We start from the raw sequence: 16,945 nt of genomic DNA, 5'->3' as shown, positions 1-16,945 counted from the left end.
ATGGGGCGAGCTCGAAGCCCGCCCCACCAAAATTTATGCTGCTGCTATTAACCCAACAGCGCCTGAGCCTTAGCTACCACATTATCAACGGTGTAGCCAAACTTTTCTAAAGCAACGGGGCCCGGTGCAGAAGCGCCGAATCTGTCAATACTGAGGCTATCGCCTTCAGAACCCAAATAACGTCCCCAGCCGAAGCTAGAACCTGCTTCAACGGCCAACCGTTTAGTAACAGCTTTCGGCAGTACAGATTCGCGGTAAGCGGCATCTTGTAAGTCGAACAATTCCCAGCAAGGCATCGAAACTACGCGCACTTTATTACCTGCGGCGCGCAATTTTTCAGCCGCATCAACGCAGAGGTAGGTTTCGCCGCCGGTGCCGATTAAAATGATGTCAGGAGTGCCGCCGTCGTCGGACAAAATGTAAGCGCCTTTGGCTGTTCCTTCGATCGAGCTTCCAGCCAAGTTAGGCAAGTTTTGGCGCGACAAAGCCATTAAAGTTGGGCGAGTGCGGCTTTCAACTGCCACTTTGTAAGCGCCGGATGTTTCATTACCATCCGCAGGGCGCATTACCAACAAATCGGGAATTACTCGCAGAGAAGCGATGGTTTCCACGGGTTGGTGAGTGGGGCCGTCTTCGCCCAAGGCTACGGAGTCGTGAGTCATTACATAAATAACTCCAGCTTCCGAGAGTGCAGAGAGGCGAATTGCTCCCCGCATATAGTCAGCAAATACCAAGAAAGTAGCGCAGTAAGGAATTAAACCGCCGTGCAGTACCATACCGTTGGCGATCGCACCCATGCCGTGTTCCCGCACACCAAACCGCAGGTTACGTCCTTCGTATTGACCTTTTTGGAAGTCTTTTTCACCCTTGAGCAAAGTCATGTTAGAAGATGCCAAGTCAGCGGAACCGCCGATCAATTCAGGTAGGACACCTGCCAAAGCATTCAAACATTTTCCAGAATGATTCCGAGTCGAATCTGCCTTATCTTCCGGCTTGTATGTCGGCAAAACTTGATCCCAACCTTGAGGAAGTTTGCCGGCAACGCTGCGCTCATATTCTGCAGCTTCTGCTGGATAGGCTGCTTTATAAGCATCAAAAGCTTTCTGCCATTCTTGCTCAGCTTGAGCACCGCGATCGACTGCTTTGCGGAAGTGTGACAAAGCATCATCAGGAATCTCAAACGGTGCGTGTTCCCATTTCAAGAAATCGCGAGTTGCTTTCACTTCATCGCCACCCAAAGCAGCACCGTGAGCACTGTAAGAATTGCGCTTGTTGGGAGAACCGTAACCAATGATGGTACGGACTTTAATCATGGACGGTTTGTCCGTGACTTTTTTGGCTTCTTCAATAGCTTTGTGAACTGCTTCTAGGTTAGTATCTTCGTCTAGAGCGGTATTGTCTACTGTAATAACGTGCCAGTTGTAAGCTTCAAAACGCTTGCCCACATCTTCAGTAAAGGCCAAGCTTGTGTCGCCTTCAATAGAAATGTGATTGTCATCGTACAAGGCTATTAATTTGCCGAGTCCGAGGTGTCCGGCCAAAGAACAAGCTTCGCCAGAAACACCTTCCATGTGGCAGCCGTCACCCATGATGACATAGGTGTAGTGGTCAACAATTGTGTGGTCGGGCTTGTTAAACTTAGCAGCGAGGTGAGCTTCTGCCATTGCCAAACCGACGGCATTAGCAATTCCTTGTCCGAGGGGGCCGGTGGTAACTTCTACGCCTTGGGTCATGAAGTTTTCGGGGTGTCCGGGGGTTCTGGATTCCCACTGGCGAAATTGCTTGATGTCGTCGAGGGTGACGCTATCGTAGCCGGTCAAGTACAGGAGGGCGTACTGCAGCATACAGCCGTGGCCGGCGGAGAGGACGAAGCGATCGCGATTAAACCACTTGGGGTTTTTGGGGTTGAACCGCATGAACCGATCCCACAGCACGAAAGCCATAGGGGCAGCGCCCATCGGCAGTCCCGGGTGTCCTGATTTTGCTTTTTCTACCGCATCGATGGCCAAAAAGCGGATAGAGTTGATGCAGAGTTCTTCGAGTGATTGGGTTGCAACAGCCATAATTCTGGTTTTTATACGTTAAGAGAGAGTGTGTGTGGTCGATTCTGACAGAGGTGCGGTGAGCCGAGTTCGATCGCTCGCGTTTCTGCTGTTCAGTTTCTGTGGAACTGCCGTGAGGCTGCACTACATATCATCTCACCTGTTGCGATCGACAGACAACTTAATTTTTTAATGTTTCGGCCGCTTTGTGCAGTCGATCGCAAATTTTTATCGGAGATATTTCTGGGGCGAGTGCGGATCTGTGCGATCGGGCTACGAGAGGGTGTAACTTATTATTTGGCAAATTGGCTCTCAAAACCACCCTGTTATGATAGAGTTTGGTGTTTCTGACATCTTGCAGCTTTGTCACGAACAGGCAAGATGCCTGTTCCACAAAGAGTGAATTTTCTTGTGGGGGGTTGCTTTGAGCAACGCTCGATCGCACGATCGCCAGAATAGTGCAAGATGTCAGATATTTGTAATTTTAATCAGGCAATAACTAATGACTCTCAGTGAAGCCGAAGTCCGCAGTCAAAAAGTAGACGAACTGCGATCGCAAGGCATAGAACCGTATCCCAGTGAATCCTACGCGCGATCGCACACAGCCAAGCAAGTTCGCGAAATATTTAGTCAGCCGGGAAAAGAACTCGCAAACGGAGAAAGTGACCCCGAAGAAATTCCCCTGCGATTAGCCGGCCGCATCACTTCCAAGCGAGACAGCGGCAAAATTGGTTTCATCGATTTAAAAGACGCCACAGACAAGATTCAACTCAAAATCGAGAAAGCAATCGTCACCGGCGAAGTCGGTTTGAGCTTTGAACAAATTAAAAAATTGCTCGATGTCGGCGATTTTGTCGGCGTCGAAGGTATCGGATGCCGCACCCCCAGGGGAGAACTTTCTATTTTAGTCAGGGAATTAAAGCTTTTATCAAAAGCTACCATTCAATTTCCCGATGCTTATTACGGAATTAACGACCCCGAAGTTTGCCGCCGTCACCGCGAAATGGATTTGGCAAGCAACCAAGATGCGCTCAACCGTTTTATGCTTCGCAGCCGCATCGTTCAAAGCATCCGTTCCTATCTGTGGCAAGCAAATTTTTACGAAATAGAAACGCCAACACTGCAAGCTATTTACGGCGGTGCTGCTGCTAAGCCATTTATCACTCACCACAATGCTTTAGAGGTAGATTTGTATTTGCGAGTTGCTCCAGAACTGTTCTTGAAAAGAGCAATATGCGGCGGTTTCGAGCGAGTTTTTGAACTAGGAAAAGCCTTTAGAAATGAGGGAATTGACAGCACCCACAATCCAGAGTTTACCTCTTTAGAAGTTTACCAAGCTTATGCTGATGTTTTCGACATTTTAGGAGTTGTCGAAGACGTGATATGTTTCGCAGCGGCGGCGGTATTTGGGGATGTCAAGGAAATTGAAAATCAGGGGGAAACGATTAGTTTAGAACGCAAGTTCGACTACAGCGAAAAATATCCCGGTTTCAGCGGCAAACACTGGCAAGTGAAAACGATGGTAGAAGCTGTCAGAGACGAGTTTGGGCTGGATTTTGACAGTTTGGACTTGGAAAGTGCGATCGACTCTGCAACCAAACTAGAATTGCACCTGTCTAAGCTAGAACAACAGAGTTTAGGCTACGTGCTGTACGCGGTTTTTGACAAATTAGTTGTTCCCAAACTAATTCAACCTACATTCATCATCGACTATCCTGTCGAAGTCAGTCCCTTAGCAAAAGGACATCGCAGCAAGCCGGGATTTGTCGAGCGTTTCGAGCTGTTTATCAACGGTACAGAATACTCAAACGGATTCTCAGAATTGAACGATCCGAAAGAGCAAAGAAAGCGGTTTGAGGAACAGCTAGCACAGAAAAATGCGGGGGATGACGAAGCGCATCCAATGGATGAAGACTTTATTCAAGCGCTATCTTTGGGAATGCCTAATTGTGCCGGAATGGGTATCGGTGTAGACAGATTGGTGATGCTTTTAACTAATACTCAAAGCATCCGAGATGCCGTCATGTTCCCGACAATGCGGCCGATTAAAGATTCGTAAAATCTTGTAGGGGCGGGTTCACCAATAACATTTAATTCCCACAAACCACCTATATAAACCCGCCCCCACCCACAAATAACCTACATCAACCTAGACTTCGATCGAATACGAAAAATGTTCATTGCGATTTACCGTTGGGCGGGGGCGGGTTTATTTAAATCATCAATTATTGGCTAATATTGTTGTTGAACCCGCCCCTACAATTATGCAAAAAATGTGCATTGCAATTGTTTGTTGGGTGGGGGCGGGTTTATTTAGTTTGTCAATTATTGGCAAATATTGTTGGTGAACCCGCCCCTACAAGCCTCAATTTAACGAATTCGATCTCACCGCATAAACGAACCGACAACACCGTTCAAATCTTCTGCCAAAGGATTTCCCAAAGCCTTAAACTTCCACTCGCCGCCTTCTCGATAAACTTCTCCCATCAACATATTTAATTTTCCTTCATAAGATGGGTCATTTGACAAGCGATAGCGAGCTATTTCTTTCCCGGCAGCATCTACAGCTCTCACGAAAGCATTTTCTACCAGACCAAAATGCTGTTTTCTCTCTTTTCCATCGTAAATATTAACTCCCAAAATTATTTTGTGATATTGTGCTGGCAAAGAATTCAGTTTCACCAATATTTGTTCGTCGTCTCCGTCTCCCGCCCCGGTGAGATTGTCGCCTGAGTGAACAACTGTTTTGTCTTTGGACTCCAAATGAGAGTAATAAATTACATCCTCTTTGTAGTTCTTTAATTTGCCATTTTCGCCCAGCAGCAGAGCGTAGGAATCTAAGTCAAAATTTGCACCGCTGCTTCGACCGAAAAGACCTTTTTTAGCTTGTGCAACATCCCAGCCCAAAGCCATTGTCAGTCGGGATAAGTCGTATTCGCTTTTGCTGAGAACGATCGATTGTCCTTTTGTCAAGTTGATAGCCATAGTTTTGTGACTCCCTAAAGTGTATTAGAACTTAAGTAAATTGGAAGATAGCAGTTGTTCAACCAGTTGTTTTATTTAACTGGATGAACTCTACTCGACTGGCATCCCTACTTAGTCTCGGAATACCAATTAAATCCAAATCCGTAGTAGCGATCGGCTTCTTCATGTCCGCGAAAGTATCTTTCCTCTTTGAGAATTACAATCTGGGAACCTGTCTTCTGAATCATTGCCGCCGCACAAAAATTTCTATTGCTATCTGGATTATCGAGTTCGAGATATACTTCTTCACCGTTGCTGATTTTGAAGAACATTCGTCCCCGTACAGTTTTAAAGTCGCGAACCCCTGCGTAGATGAAACCAAAAAACATCACCCGTTTAATCAAATCAGGTCTAAAAATATACATATTTTCTCCCTCAGTCGCGCCAGTGCGGTCATCTTTATCGAGAAATATGTAGGGTGAAGACGTTTTTGATCCGAAGCATTTTCCCAAGGGTTGAATCACTCCCTTTTCGCCGTTAGCCATCTCGTACATACAACCAAGATCCAGATCGGGAGTCCCCTTTACTCCCAGGAATTTTTCCGAAAATCTGCCCCGATTTTGCACTTCTTCCCAGTCGAGATTTGCGTGAACTGCAAGCAACTCAGAACTACCTGATTTACTGAGGTTTATTTTGTGCGAGTCGCCTGTTTTTTCAAGTTTTATTGCCATAGCTTGCTTAATTTTCCGGCTAGCTTCATGCCTCTCTAATTTAGGCAGTTCTACTTTGTTGACTTTAGGCGGTTCTAGTGTCTTTTCTTCCAGTTTAATCTCTGAATGATACTTGTCAACAAAACTCTGCAACCCTGCTTTATATCCTTGTCCTACGGCCTGAAATCTCCAAGCTGCATCTTTTTTATACAATCGTCCAAACTCGACTGCTGTTTCTTCAGAAAAAGCTTCTGTTAAATCATACCGGGCTAGTTCGCTGTCAGTTTGGCGATCGTACAATCGGATAAAAGCATTTCTGATTTCGCTGAAATTTTGATGTTTAGCTTGTGCGTCGTGAATCGTGACCACAAAAACCATTTCTTCAACAGCAGCCGTTACTTTTTCCAAGTCTACATAAATTGTCTCGTCATCTCCTTGAGTTTGACCAGTTTGATTATCTCCAGAATGGGCGATCGCTCCGTCCGGCGACTGCGAGTTATTGTAAAATACAAAGTATCTTTCATCTGGAATTTTTCCGTCCGAACCTAATGCAAAAACCGAGGCATCGATATCGCAGCTTTGCGGGTTTGAGTCGGATAAATTTAGTTTAGTTGCTATTTCCCATCCCAGGGCGATCGCAACTTTTGTTAAAGTTGGAGATGTTTTAGAAAGATTAAATCTTTCGCCCTTCTTTAATTGAATTCCCATCTGGTTTATTACCTCATGAGTCTGATTGCTTAAAATCGAGGGAAACATTCCTGCTTCCGAATTTCCCCTCGATTTATTTAGCTAGGAGCGATCGCCTTTTTATGCGGCATACTTGTCTACAAAGCTTTGCAAGCCGGAATTGTAGCCTTGTCCTACAGCTTGGAACCTCCACTCGCCATCTTTTTTGTAAAGTCTGCCAAACTCTACCGCTGTCTCCCTAGAAAAATCCTCGTCCAAATCGTACTTCGTTACCTCTGTGTTGGTAGTAGTGTCGTAAATCCTGATAAAAGCATTCCGCACTTGACCGAAGTTTTGTCTTCTCGATTCTGCTTCGTGGATTGTTACCACAAACACAATTTCTTGCACCGCCGGATCGACTTTGGTTAAATCGACTGTAACGGTTTCATCATCGCCAAATCCTTCTCCGGTTCTGCTATCTCCCAGATGTATTACAGAAGTGTCTGGCGATTGGTTGTTGTTGTAGAAAACAAAGTATTTTTCGCCGGGAATTTTGCCAGTAGCCCCCAACATAAACACGGAAGCATCTAAGTCAAATGCTGCGCCTGTGTCTGTAGCATTGATATCCCATCCCAAACCAATCCCGGCATTTTTGAGTCCGGGTGCTTCTTTAGAGAGATTGATTCTCCCGCCTTTTTCCAAATTGATAGACATTTGCTCTCCTGTTCGCAACATCTTTGATATTATTGTTAACAGTTATATCACAAATTTTAAATGTCAAGTACAAGATGTCTTCCCTTTAAACGATTGATTTAGGAGCGATCGCGCTCAGGCACATAGCGATGTTATTTCACTCATTCATCTTGCAAATTTGCCAAAATCCGATCGACCGTTTCTTTAACCGTTAGATGGGTTGAATCCAGCCAATAACCGAGACGAGGAGTTTCGGTGCGGAGGATGCGATCGAAGGCATAAACCATTGTTTCGTTGGCATATCCGGTCTTGGATCTTGCTGCATCTCGTGCCGCTACAACCTCTGCCTGGGGACACAGAACGATCGCTGACAACGGCACATCATGAAACGCGGCGACTACCTCACTGAGTGCCGAACCAATGATGATGTCTTGATAGACAACCGTAAAGCCAGCCTGGAGATAGTGTCGCGCTGCCATTGCTGCCAGGTGATAGCGCAGTTGAAGTTGCTGATATGCCTCTGCTGACAAATTTAAGGCCATTTCCGCCTGCCCATTCACAATCATGCGACGAAAGATATCTCCGCGCAGGTGAACACTTTTGGGCAACCGTTCGGCAAGTGATTGGGCAGCAGTTGATTTGCCAGCAGCCATGTTCCCCGTAATCAAAATAATTTGTGGCTGATGATTTGCAGGTTGTTGATTGCTATTCATACTGTTTGTAATAGATTCAATGACTCTGCGCTACAAAAAACGAGTGAGTAATAACGAGTAAATCTCAAATCGGCTCACAGATTTGTGCTGAAGGGAGTAAATTAACAAATTGCTTTTGGTACTCATCCTCTGCCATCAGTTCTCTGGTGCTTTCTACCCTGTCTAAAAATACGATTCCATCTAAATGGTCGTGTTCGTGTTGAAAAATTCGGGCCACAAAGTCTGTCAATTCTTGTCGGTGGAGTTTGCCATCTCTACTGGTGTATTCTATCTCGATCGCCCTACTTCTGGGCACCAATCCCCGAATCCCCGGAATGCTCAAACAGCCTTCCCAGTCTTTGACTGTCTCTGTTGATGCAGCCACAATCCGGGGATTAATCATCGCTGTGGGTTCCATGTGGGGTGCTTGGGGATACCGCAGGTTGGGACGGGATGCGACGATGAACAGGCGATCGGACTGAGCCGCTTGAGGGGCGGCAATCCCCACTCCGTTTGCCTGCTGTACTGTACAGATTAAGCTGTCAATCAACTCTTGAATGCGATCGTCCTTAATATTCTCGACAACTTGCGATCGGCGGCGCAGTACGGGATTTCCTAATTGAGAAATTTGCAAGATTTCTGCCATATTAATTAGTCATTGGTAATTGGTAATTGGTAATAACCGTCAACTGTCAACTGTCAACTGTCAACCGTCAACAGATTATCCAACTTTTTGAACCGGCAAACTCCCCGGTTTAACAGTCAAATTAACTATTTGCCCGTTGCGGTTGATTTCCATTTGCAACTGCCCGCCAACCTTAGCATTTTGCACGAAATCCTGAACAGCTTCCGACTGAATAATCGGCTGATTATTAATCTTTTGAATCACATCTCCAGCGCGCAAACCGGCTGCTGCTGCCGGAGAATTAGGAACAACGCTAACAATAGCCACACCCCGATCGACTGCAACTCGCAGGCTGCTGTTAGCATTGCTGTTAATTTGCTCCTTAACATCGGGAGTCAGCGTCGCCATTTCAATGCCTAAATAAGCGTGTTCGACTTTCCCCGTCGTAATCAGTTCCTTCGCCACCTGTTGGGCCGCCTGAATGGGAATCGCAAACCCCAATCCTTGAGCACCTTGAATAATCGCCGTATTCATGCCAATAACTTGGCCCGAAGCATTCAGCAGCGGGCCGCCCGAATTCCCCGGATTAATCGCAGCGTCTGTTTGAATAAAACCGATCCGCTTGTCGGGTACGCCCACATCAGAGCTCGATCGCCCCGTAGCGCTAATAATTCCCGCAGTTACGGAATTGTCCAAACCCAAAGGATTGCCGATCGCGATCGCCCATTCCCCAGACAACAGCTTATCCGAATTGCCGATCGCCACCACAGGCACATTATTCGCCTCAATCTTCACCACAGCCACATCCGTCACCTTATCAGCCCCCAACACCCGCCCCTGAAAGCTGCGGCCGTCCTTGAGAGTTACATTTACAATATCGGCTCCCTCTACAACGTGAGCGTTAGTGAGAATCAGGCCGTCGGCACCGATCACAAAACCCGAACCAGTACCCCGTTCGATCCCGCCCCGGCCGCCCGAATTCGGTTCTATGCCAAAAAAATCTTCCGGCGACAGCCCTCTATTTCCCGGTTTCACCCGGCGCGAAGCATCGATCCGAACCACTGCCGGGCCAACTTTTGCCACCGCAGCCACAATAAAATTCACATTAGTCCCGTCGCCCGACAAGGAAGCCGGCGGCAAGACTTTGCTAACTCGATCCTTTGTATTAGGAGGTAGTTGCAATTTAGGTTCCACCGCCCTTTGTCCCGAATCGCCAGAATTTGCACGAAATTGAGAAACCGTCAGACGATCGCCCAACATGGCGGCCCCGGCTCCCGTTACCAGCAGCAATATGTAAATTGCCGGTTGCTTCCAAAATTTGCCAGTAGAACTCTTCATGGCGACGTTTTAAGGCTTTCCTGCCAAATCTAAATATTTGCCGAGCAGCTCCCCGATACCTGGTTTGGGCTGCAGAGCCGCCAAATTTTTGGGCGATGGCGTCCCGCCCCGCAAGCTACGGCAGACTCCCTTAAACTTTAGCATCTGAACACTAAACTCTCTAGAGTAGAATTAATATCTTGAATGCCGATCGGCAGAGGTGAGCAGTGGACATTCCCCTCGAAAGTCTGTGGAATCAGATACTTGAACGTCTCCAGGTACAACTGAGCAGACCTAGCTTTGAGACGTGGATCAAAACTGCCCGGGCCGAACAACTCGAAAATAACTGTTTGATTGTCAGCGCCCCCAACCCCTTTGCTCGCAATTGGTTGCAAAAATATTACAGAGAAATCCTTGCCGATGCAGTCGCAGAAATTCTCGGCTATCCCGTAGACATTTACTTGACAATTGCCGGGGGAAACGAAACAGGCGGCAGCAGCGACTCAGCCATGATTTGGCCCTCCTCCATCGCTGCCGATGTCCCCGAAAGCCACTCGCTTCACCCCCCCAAACCCGCCAATTTAAACCCGAAATACGTATTTTCCCGCTTTGTCGTCGGTTCCAACAACCGCATGGCTCACGCAGCTTCCCTCGCGGTAGCCGAGTCTCCGGGCCGAGAATTCAATCCCCTATTTTTGTGCGGTGGCGTCGGTTTGGGCAAAACTCATTTGATGCAGGCGATCGGTCATTATCGCTTGGAAATTGACCCCAACGCCAAGATTTTTTACGTTTCTACTGAGAAATTTACTAACGATTTAATCGCCGCAATTCGCAAAGACAGTATGCAAACTTTCCGCGACCATTATCGGGCCGCAGATGTTTTATTAATAGATGACATCCAATTTATTGAAGGCAAAGAATACACTCAAGAAGAATTTTTTCACACTTTTAATACGTTGCACGAATCAGGAAACCAAGTAGTTTTAGCTTCTGACCGTCCGCCACAGCAAATCCCCCGCCTGCAAGAGCGTTTGTGTTCCAGATTTTCGATGGGATTAATTGCCGACATTCAATTGCCAGACTTGGAAACTAGGATGGCAATTTTGCAGAAAAAAGCTGAGTATGAAAATATGCGGCTGCCGCGAGATGTGATTGAATACATTGCTTCTAGTTACACTTCCAACGTTCGGGAATTGGAAGGTGCTTTGATTCGGGCGGTAGCATATCTTTCAATTACTGGTTTGCCGATGACCGTCGAAAATATCGCCCCCGTTTTGAATCCGCAAACAGAAAGCGTAGAGGCAACGCCAGATGCAGTAATTGCAGTTGTGGCTGAGGAGTTTGAGGTTTCTGTTGAAGATTTGAAAGGAATTTCCCGCAGGCGAGAAATTAGTCTGGCACGTCAAATAGGGATGTATTTAATTCGGCAGCATACTGGTTTGAGTTTGCCGAAAGTTGGCGAAGTATTCGGTGGCAAAGATCACACGACTGTGCTTTACAGTTGCGACAAAATTGCTCAGTTGCGGAACACTGACCCGAATTTGGCTCAAACTTTGCGTCAGTTGAGCGATCGAATTAATGTTGTCAGCCGCAAAACTTGAGAACAAGTCAGTTGTCAGTTGTCGGTTGTCAGTTGTCAGTTGTCAGTTGTCGGTTGTCAGTTGTCAGTTGTCAGTTGTCAGTTGTCATCACTCAACGCCGTCAACAGTTAACAGTCAACAATTCCCATTCCCAATTCCCAATGCCCCATAATAGACAATCTTGCCTGTGGAAAAACCTGTGGAAAATGGGCCCTCTGTTTGTGGAAAACTTTACTCGATCGCCCTAAACAGTTTTTGCACAAAAATGGGCGATCGACCGCAACAGCTTTTCCACAAGTTTTCCACAGGTATTTATTACCTACAAGTGATTCCCAGCAAGTAGTTAGCTTCTTTTTCCACAGTTTCCACAGGGCGATCGACACAAAAATAATTCAATAAATTAAAAAATACTAGCGATCCCTGCACACCCAACACAGATAATTCGCGACGCGCGCTGACTTCAGAAACCCGGTTTCTACGAAGATTTCTCGTTTTTACAGGCAAAATTTTGCCTAGAAACCGGGTTTCTAGCCCCATGCTTGAGCCCTACACACAGAAAAACCGACCCGCCGGCTTTCTGTGATACGATTTGTTTCTGTTTCAAATCCGGTTAATTAACCTTCCTACCATGAAATTGGTTTGCACCCAAAGTGACCTCAACGCCAACCTCTCGTTGGTGAGTCGGGCCGTTCCCTCCCGCCCGACACATCCGGTACTCGCCAACGTGCTCTTAGTAGCGGATGAGGAAAATCAGCGGGTTAGCTTGACAGCTTTCGATCTCAGTTTGGGCATTCGTACCAGCTTCGCAGCAGAAGTGACTGGCGGTGGCAGTTTTACAATACCCGCTAAATTGCTTAACGATATTGTTTCGAGACTCCCGGATGGAGAGATTACTTTAGAAGACGAAGCGGGGGACACCGTAGCCTATCTCACTTGCACTTCTGGCAGCTACCAAGTTAGAGGCATGGGCCCGGAAGAATTCCCAGAATTGCCCGCAATCGAAGCCGGAACAATCCTAAAATTGCCACCGGAAGCCTTGATAGAAGGACTCAAAGGAACTTTATTTGCTACTAGCCCCGATGAGGCAAAACAGGTACTTGCAGGCGTGCATTTAAAGGTATTGCAAGATTGCTTGGAATTTGCAGCTACAGACGGCCACAGATTAGCAGTAGTTCAAACTGCCAATGAAAAAGCTGAAGGCGAAGAAACCCAAGAAGAATTTGAGGTGACAGTCCCCGCTAAAGCATTGCGGGAAGTAGAAAGAATGCTGGTGATGCGACAGTGGACTGAACCTGTCACCCTGCATTTTGAACACGGTCAAGTAGTGTTTGAATGGGCAGACCAGCGGCTGACAACCCGCACCTTGGAAGGGCAATATCCCGCATACCGGCAGTTGATTCCGCCGTCTTTTGAGCGACAAATTACCTTAGAAAGGCGATCGTTCTTAGCAGCAGTAGAAAGAATTGCCGTTTTTGCAGACCAAAAAAATAATATTCTCAAATGCAGCATCGACGAGGAGAATCAGGAAATTACTTTGTCTGTAGATGCTAAAGATGTCGGCTGCGGCAAAGAGTCAATGCCCGCACAGATTTCTGGAGATAGCATAGATATTGCTTTCAACGTGAAATACTTAATTGACATTTTGAAAACTGCTCAATCCCCAGAAATTCAACTGCAATTAAACGGTGCTTTAGCCCCCGTAATTTTCCAGCCTTTGGGCGGAGTTAATGCTACATTCTTGGTAATGCCAGTTCAGCTAAGAGCTTAAAAAGAGTCAGTAGTCAGTAGTCAGTAGTCATCAATCAACAGTCAACAGTCAACAGTCAACAATCACCGATGCTGCAACCCGAATAGATCTAATTCATCTGCGTTAATCTGTGTTTATCTGCCCTCATCTGCGGTTTAAAAAAGAGAATTTCTCGGGCTGCAGATGACAAGGGATTGACGCTGATTCACGCAGATGCTGATCGGAGAGATAGGAATAATTCCGATGCTAACAGATTTGATATGACTTATTCCTTCAAATCAATGGCAACAAAATTTCAAATTCAGTACCTGTACCGGGCGTAGAATGCAAATTCAACTTGCCTTTATGCTTTTCCGTAACAATTTGATGGGTAATTGCCAACCCCAAACCTGTACCTTTCCCCGCAGGTTTAGTGGTGAAAAATGTCTCAAAAATCCGCCGTTGAATTTCTGGCGGAATTCCCGGCCCGTTATCAGCAATTCGGATGGCTATCCAAGCGTTATTTTGATTTTTTTCCGCTGCTTCTGGGCAGAAGTCGCCCTTTTGGCTGGCGGATGATAGCTGTTTGGCATTTTGTCGATCGCCCCTAACATAATTTTGAATTAATTCCGAATTCACGCAGTCGCCGTCAGAACTGTCTATTACCTCGGTTTCAATAGTAATCGCCGGCATAAAACCTTTTTCTGCTTTTACCTCTTCCAAAGCGTCGATCGCATTGCTGACGATATTCATAAATACCTGGCTCAACTGACCAGAGTAACACTTGACCAAAGGCAAATCTCCATAGTTTTTAACTACTTTAAACCCGTACTTCAGACGATTTTTCATAATTAGCAGGGTACTGTCAATACATTCATGGATGTTAGCTTGCTTCAAGTGGGTTTCGTCCATGTGAGAAAAGGTGTGCAGGCTGGTGACGAGTTCGGTCAGCCTCTGCGATGAAACTTTCATACTTTTGAGAATTTCCACCCAATCTTCTTGCAAAAAATCAAATTCTATGTGTTTTTTGAGTTGGTCTATTTTTTCGCTGTCACCCACAATGTGTTCGTAAGCCGACAGCAACTCCATGAGGTCTTTCGAGTAGTTGGACAAAAAGCCTAGATTTCCGCTGATGCAGGTGACTGGATTTCTAATTTCGTGGGCGACTCCAGCTACCATCTGTCCCAAACTCGCTAGTTTTTCGGTTTGAATTAGTTGAGATTGAGTTTGCTGCCTCAGCAATTTTGTTGCTAGTTCGTGGATGTTGGATTGGGCTACTAACAGTTCGTGTACATCTAGCAAACTATAAGTTTGAGGCGAAACTTGAACCACAATCGGTTCGTAAAGCAGTTCTTTCGATCGCAACAGCGACTTCCTGGCTGCATCCACAATTAAAGTATTGCTGGGAAAAATTAAACTCTCTGTTTCGGCAAAGCGGTACAAAGCCCTCACAGGTCGCTTTAAAAATAATTCTCGCCCAAAAGGACGGCTGATAAATTCTAAAAATCTCCGCCGGGAAATCATGCCGGCAAATTCACCTTGATGGGTCACAATGACTCCCGGTAACAGCGGATTAGCTTCTAACATCTGAGAAATTCGCATTCCCCAATCCGTAGCTTCTACCTGAAAATCGTAAAGGGACAATTCTTGGAGAGTAGAGTCTAAACAAAGTTCTCCTAGGTCAGCCTCGGAGATAGGTTGGACTGGTCTTTCTACGCAGGAGGTATTCAACATAAATTCATCAGCACGCTTTTTTGGGGTTCTATTTGCCAGCAGACATTCAGCTACCAAAGGTCAGCAGGTGAGTTGCTGACTGCTTTGACTGGCATCCCCCTGGCAAACTTCATTTTTAATTACACAAAAAACTGACTGTAGCAATGAAAATTTTACCACTTAAAGTATTAGGCAAGATTGAGTATCACCGAAATAAATGCGCCCTGGTAATTATACCTGACTTTATTTTATACTGACTTGACCGGTATTAACGCTTGGTTCGACTATTTAACTATTCATTAACCTTAAGTTATCGTCTTAACCTTGTGTTAATAAATTATTGTACTGAGAAATATAATTGATTGATAATAGAAGAAAATCGGAATTGCCCGATCGCCCACGCGATCCACTCCGTCAGGAGATAAGTTAAAATCACAAATTCGGGCGATCGCGTCCCTGAATTTGAGCTCGCTAAGGGCGATGGCGTCGGGCCCTAGCCCGTGCTACGGCATTTGAGGCGATTTCATCCCATCTCTCCAATCCGCTACTAGCAACCCCCGTAACGGTCAGTCAGTGGCATACCGGCCAGTGCGTCCCCTATAGGTTTGTAGCGAGGACTAAAGTTCTCACTACAAACCAATTTTATAGCGATCGTTATATAAAACAGTCAACCTCGCCCGCAATCTGCAAAATCTGCCCAGGCAGTTATTCTACAATCAACCATTGTTGACCGAAATATCCATCAAATCGGCGGCGGTTGGCAGAGTTAATTATTGATTGGCTGTACGAGGCGGATATGAATAAAAATTCATTCAAATTCAAACAAGTTTAACCAGTCCAAATCATTAAAGGCATCAGCATTGATTAAATTAGAAGGTCTACAAATTCCAGCAAAAAAGGCAAAAAAAAATTAACTGGATCTTAACTTAGTGGTATGCTTTGGTATGATCTACAGGAAGTTCTACCAAAGACGTATAACTAAATAGCAATCTACCAGTAGGTGATCGATGCAACCCGGCCTAACGAATCAGTTAAACAATGCTTTTACCCTTTTTCTCAGCTTGTTAGTAGAAGCAATACCTTTTCTGCTGCTCGGAGTTTTATTCTCAGGTTTGCTGCTGGGGTTTGTAGACGAACGCAAACTCGTATCGCGCATCCCGCGAAACCCGCTGCTGGCGGCTTTGATGGGCAGTTCGATCGGCTTTTTGTTTCCCGTGTGCGAGTGCGGTAACGTGCCCGTAGCCCGCAGGTTACTGATGCAGGGAGTGCCTGCACCAGCCGCGATCGGCTTTTTGCTCGCGGCCCCCACCATCAACCCCGTGGTAATTTGGGCGACTTGGACGGCATTTCGCGATCAGCCAGAAATTGTAGTTTTGCGGGTGGTATTTTCCCTAGTCACAGCCACAATTATCGGTTGGGTGTTCAGCGCCCAAAAAGACTTGCGGCCTCTGCTGCAACCTTCTGTAGCCCGCGCAATCCCCTTGCCAAAACCAGAGTTTTCCGAAAAAGAGCTCGTCCAAGCCAATACTCCGCTGCTGTTGCAGTCGGGAACATTTATGCTCGGTCAGCCGGGGGGGGCGGTGCCGATCGAATCTTTGCGACAAGACGACTGGAAGCCATTACAAACAGGCAAAACAGAAAAAACCTCGAAACGTTCGTCCATGTTCCACCGCGTTTCTAAAGAGCGTCTGCGCCTGCTTTTAGATACTATGGTACAGGAGTTGCGCGAATTGGGAGGAGTGTTGGTAATCGGAAGTGCGATCGCAGCCATCATTCAAGTTGGCGCACCCCGCGAACTAATTCTCAACCTCGGCCAAGGCCCCGTTTCCTCAATTCTCGCCATGCTGCTATTAGCCGCTGTCGTATCGATTTGTTCTACAGTAGATGCCTTTTTTGCCCTGTCTTTTGCTTCCACATTTACCAGCGGTTCGCTGTTAGCCTTTCTCGTTTTCGGCCCGATGATTGACCTCAAAGGCATAGGTTTAATGCTGTCAATTTTTAAAAGTCGAGCCGTAGTTTACATAATTGTTTTGGCAGCTCAGTTAACCTTTTTAATGACCCTCGCTGTTAACTTGCATTTAGGTTAATAAATTAGATATGACATATAAATAATACCCGTTGCGATTTTCAAGTAGCTTGATTCACGACACGGCACTCACGGATATACGGATAGCTGTTTTTTCACTCTTGGTTCTTCCTTATTTCCTCTTATTCTTT

Annotated in this window: 13 protein-coding genes; 4 read left to right on the top strand and 9 right to left on the bottom strand. The window is 46.2% G+C overall.

Features of this window, described 5'->3' with window-relative positions; all coding sequences use genetic code 11:
* Positions 1-47 precede the first annotated feature (47 nt).
* Entirely contained in the window at positions 48-2,063 is a 2,016-nt protein-coding gene (gene tkt / locus QUB30_RS00665) for a transketolase (RefSeq protein ID WP_333327598.1), read from the bottom strand.
* A gap of 481 nt (positions 2,064-2,544) precedes the next feature.
* On the opposite strand from tkt, the gene lysS reads away from it, so the two are divergent.
* Positions 2,545-4,101: a lysine--tRNA ligase gene (gene lysS / locus QUB30_RS00660; RefSeq protein WP_333327595.1), complete on the top strand. Its 1,557-nt coding sequence runs from the start codon at positions 2,545-2,547 to the stop codon at positions 4,099-4,101.
* 326 nt (positions 4,102-4,427) lie between these two features.
* On the opposite strand, the gene QUB30_RS00655 is transcribed toward lysS, so the two are convergent.
* From QUB30_RS00655 to QUB30_RS00630, 6 genes are all read right to left on the bottom strand, one after another.
* Entirely contained in the window at positions 4,428-5,027 is a 600-nt protein-coding gene (locus QUB30_RS00655; protein WP_333327592.1) for a TerD family protein, read from the bottom strand.
* 107 nt (positions 5,028-5,134) lie between these two features.
* Positions 5,135-6,424: a TerD family protein gene (locus tag QUB30_RS00650; RefSeq protein ID WP_333327588.1), complete on the bottom strand. Its 1,290-nt coding sequence runs from the start codon at positions 6,422-6,424 to the stop codon at positions 5,135-5,137.
* A gap of 99 nt (positions 6,425-6,523) precedes the next feature.
* Positions 6,524-7,096: a TerD family protein gene (locus QUB30_RS00645; RefSeq protein ID WP_333327585.1), complete on the bottom strand. Its 573-nt coding sequence runs from the start codon at positions 7,094-7,096 to the stop codon at positions 6,524-6,526.
* Between the two features lie 140 nt (positions 7,097-7,236).
* The gene (locus QUB30_RS00640) at positions 7,237-7,788 is read right to left on the bottom strand and encodes an AAA family ATPase (RefSeq protein WP_333327583.1); all 552 of its coding nucleotides are present in this window, start codon (positions 7,786-7,788) and stop codon (positions 7,237-7,239) included.
* A gap of 64 nt (positions 7,789-7,852) precedes the next feature.
* Complete coding sequence (def, locus tag QUB30_RS00635; protein ID WP_333327580.1) at positions 7,853-8,413, bottom strand: peptide deformylase; 561 nt, start codon at positions 8,411-8,413, stop codon at positions 7,853-7,855.
* A 75-nt stretch (positions 8,414-8,488) separates the two neighbouring features.
* Positions 8,489-9,730: an HhoA/HhoB/HtrA family serine endopeptidase gene (locus QUB30_RS00630; protein WP_333327577.1), complete on the bottom strand. Its 1,242-nt coding sequence runs from the start codon at positions 9,728-9,730 to the stop codon at positions 8,489-8,491.
* Between the two features lie 206 nt (positions 9,731-9,936).
* Between QUB30_RS00630 and dnaA the strand changes: the two genes are divergently transcribed.
* Positions 9,937-11,310 carry a chromosomal replication initiator protein DnaA gene (gene dnaA, locus QUB30_RS00625; RefSeq protein WP_333327574.1) on the top strand — a complete coding sequence of 458 codons (1,374 nt, stop codon included), beginning with the start codon at positions 9,937-9,939 and terminating at the stop codon, positions 11,308-11,310.
* A gap of 294 nt (positions 11,311-11,604) precedes the next feature.
* On the opposite strand, the gene QUB30_RS00620 is transcribed toward dnaA, so the two are convergent.
* The gene (locus tag QUB30_RS00620; protein WP_333327571.1) at positions 11,605-11,826 is read right to left on the bottom strand and encodes a hypothetical protein; all 222 of its coding nucleotides are present in this window, start codon (positions 11,824-11,826) and stop codon (positions 11,605-11,607) included.
* Positions 11,827-11,917: 91 nt separating this feature from the next.
* On the opposite strand from QUB30_RS00620, the gene dnaN reads away from it, so the two are divergent.
* Positions 11,918-13,057: a DNA polymerase III subunit beta gene (gene dnaN / locus QUB30_RS00615; protein ID WP_333263402.1), complete on the top strand. Its 1,140-nt coding sequence runs from the start codon at positions 11,918-11,920 to the stop codon at positions 13,055-13,057.
* Positions 13,058-13,309: 252 nt separating this feature from the next.
* Here the strand turns inward: dnaN and QUB30_RS00610 are convergent, their stop codons facing one another.
* Positions 13,310-14,749 carry a HAMP domain-containing sensor histidine kinase gene (locus QUB30_RS00610; RefSeq protein ID WP_333327567.1) on the bottom strand — a complete coding sequence of 480 codons (1,440 nt, stop codon included), beginning with the start codon at positions 14,747-14,749 and terminating at the stop codon, positions 13,310-13,312.
* A gap of 986 nt (positions 14,750-15,735) precedes the next feature.
* Here QUB30_RS00610 and QUB30_RS00605 point away from each other — a divergent pair.
* Entirely contained in the window at positions 15,736-16,815 is a 1,080-nt protein-coding gene (locus QUB30_RS00605; protein WP_333327564.1) for a permease, read from the top strand.
* Positions 16,816-16,945 lie beyond the last annotated feature (130 nt).

Origin of the sequence: Microcoleus sp. BROC3 (assembly GCF_036702515.1) — a bacterium.
GTDB lineage: Bacteria > Cyanobacteriota > Cyanobacteriia > Cyanobacteriales > Microcoleaceae > Microcoleus.
This window is presented reverse-complemented; position numbering and strand designations above follow the sequence as displayed.